General features: G+C 34.9%; 3 protein-coding genes. All 3 read left to right on the forward strand.

What is annotated here, in order from left to right; translation table 11 throughout:
- Nucleotides 1–899, forward strand: an 899-nt coding sequence (locus AC1DSK_RS17195) for a hypothetical protein (RefSeq protein ID WP_477598446.1), incomplete at its 5' end; no start/stop codon positions are given.
- On the forward strand, nt 859–1,839 hold the full coding sequence (locus AC1DSK_RS17200) for a hypothetical protein (RefSeq protein ID WP_477547011.1): 981 nt from the start codon (nt 859–861) through the stop codon (nt 1,837–1,839). The genes AC1DSK_RS17195 and AC1DSK_RS17200, both read left to right, overlap by 41 nt.
- A gap of 360 nt (nt 1,840–2,199) precedes the next feature.
- On the forward strand, nt 2,200–2,931 hold a 732-nt coding region (locus AC1DSK_RS17205; protein ID WP_477598448.1), incomplete at its 3' end, for an HNH endonuclease.

Raw genomic sequence — 2,931 nt, forward strand, 5'->3', positions numbered from 1 at the left:
GGCTTGATCTCTACGTAGATATTGCAGAACCAAGATATTTAGTATTTCATTCAGCTGATCCTACAAAACATTCTGATCCATTTATTAAAAAGTTTTCTAGTGCGCATGGTTACGACAATATTTGGCTGCCTGTACCATTATTACTACAAACTATAGAATTTGGTAAATTTTGGGGTATGTCTGTTTCTTTTCAACAAGCTCTTGATGACACTGATGCTAATGTGGAAAATAATGGACCAGAAGATACTCAAGACGTTTCTTTGAGTGTGAAAAGGCATTTTGCAAAGGTTTTCTTTCAAACATTAATTAATTCGGATATTAATAATATGCTTGGTATTTCAAGACTTTCTATACTAAGGAGTGATAATGAAAGTAACCCCGACAAAGAACACAAGTTTATTATAGATGATATAAAGTACAACGGTAAAATGACAGCTAAGGGTAATTCCTTCTCTCGCCATTCTAGCTTAGTTTATGAACTCGTGAATTTATATAGTAGTACAATCAACAAAGTTGAATCGTACGGTTTATCCTTCGAGGAAGGCTATTTATCTGGAAATCCTTTTACGATAACGTTTAGTAAAAAAATTGAACCTAAAAAGTTGGTTAATTTCATGTTCAATGGAGAGCAACCGTTTAGACTGTGGGGGATAGAGGATGAGATAGGTGAAAAGCAGTATCGAGTATATGCAGTCGACATGCACAATGGTAACCATGGTAACAAATTAACTTTTGAAATAACTTCTGATTATATGCGTATATCACTACCAAAATATGCTTGTGGAAATACTATACTTCGTTTATTTGCAAATTTAAACCATTATGTAGATGCGATGGCTAAGATGGAGGTTGTTGATTATGAGCTTAAAGTCGACTTATCTAGAACAAGACTTAGTTAATATACTCGCAAGTATGACTTTTGCTCTTCCGGGATATCCCCGTCACTTTTATGAAACGGGATACAGAATCGAATCGATAGAAAGAGACTTCGCTGTAACACAAGATGGAGTGATACGTGAAGTTAAATTCGATATTGTTCTAAACAATCCAGATAAAAACCACTCCCTAACATGTGAATGTAAAAGCGGAAGAACTGAACCAGATCAATTAGAAAGATACAGTAAAATAAAATCTGATGAATTAGTTAGAATAGGAGCAGTATCTTCTAATAATCCTTCTTTACATACTCACGACATAACACTAGTTTTTAATGATGAAAATAGAGAGAAAATCAAAGATGAGACACAGGGTTATAACTTTAATCATTTGTCTGTTTCTCAAAACCCAACAAGAATTGACTTAGTCAAAGGAAGTTTTCAAGATGATGATCTTGATGCTTATTTTATCGATACTATTGAGTATCCGGACTTAGTTAATGAGGTATTTAAAGTAGGTGGACAAACTCCTCTTTTCAAATATATTAATTTAGTGGTCTATGAACTTGTGTCCCTTTCTGTTAGAGGGAAGGATGAATTTGAAATATCGGATCTTGCTCCCGGTATTGTATCATCAGTCCCGAATCTATACCCTTCGAAAGTTGGAACGCAAATGAGAAAAGATGTTGAAAATAAAATAGGAAAGGCACTTATAGAAGGAAGTACATACGAGTTAGGTGATTATTTCTCATGGGACAATAGTTTGAAAATTGGCAAGTTAAAAAAAGTGAAGCCGGGTTGTAAAGCGATAAATTATAAATCATTTAAAGAGCAAGCTCATAAGATGGCTGAGAGAATGAGATTAAAAGATCCGCCACCTCCCATTTTCATGAAAAAAAAGAAAGTAAATGTTCATCCAAATCAAACTGCATTAGATTTATTTGGATCAGAAGGAATTGGTTAATTGGCGAGCGGGGTTCCTGGATTTCGAAAAAATAAAGTTTAAAAGGGTCACCTATTTATTTTAATAGGTGGCTTTTACTTGATTGGAGGAGGCAGTTCTTTTCAAAGTTCAAGTGATACTGAGTTACGAAAAAGCCCATGGCTTTTTGCTCAATATAGCTTAATAATATATTGGTTTTATTAGTTGAATTCGTCTATGTCTTTGAATCCGTTAATTTTGCTAATGATCAAAGTTTATAGTGGAATTATTTCTAATGTATAAAGGTAAGGTATGTATGTAGCCTATCATTACCAGAACAAGTTATAGGTGTTATTTTGGGAAAAGAGTTTAATAAGTTTGGGAAAGGCGGTGAATGGAATGATAAATAGTTTTATTGTTATGCAAGGTCACACCTATCATGAAGAAAAGGAATTAGGAATCATTTGGTCCCCTCAAAGAGATAAAGGTGATAATGTTCCACACTCTTGGTTCCGTATGACTGAAGTAGAAGCGGGGGATCGTATATTCCATTATGTTAAAGGCAATATTGTTGCCATTAGTGTTGCTACTACAGCTTGCCTAGAAGCGAGTAAACCATCAACGATGCAAAGTTATGACCAATGGAGTGATAAAGGATATTTAGTAGAATTACAATATCATGAATTGGAAGTACCATTAAACGTTCGTGTTGCTTTCGATGAAATTTTACCTCTGCTACCTTTAAAATATTCTCCATTTCAACAAGATAGCAACGGTAACCAGGGCTATCTGTATCCTTGTAATGAGGAGTTATCAATTAAGTTGTTAGAGCTTATCAGTGACTTGAATATTTACCAGGTTGATGAAGAGCAGCTTGAATTATCAATAAGTACAGTGCGCCGTACAGAACGTAACACGATTAGCCCATTAATTGCTGAGACAGAAGCGGAAGCGAAGACTAAGATTCGATTAGGTCAGCAAAAGTTTAAAAAAGGATTATTGCCATTATGGGATCATAAGTGTGCGCTTTGTGGGATTGATTTACCTGTATTATTACGAGCCAGCCATGCCAAACCCTGGAAAGATAGCACCAATGCTGAGAGAATTGATCCTCATAATGGTGTGCTACTATGC

The organism is Paenisporosarcina sp. P4_B8, assembly GCF_056402175.1.

Coding starts and splice junctions, on each gene's coding strand:
- AC1DSK_RS17200 (WP_477547011.1), top strand. CDS start 859: ATGAGCTTAAAGTCGACTTATCTAGAACAAGACTTAGTTAATATACTC.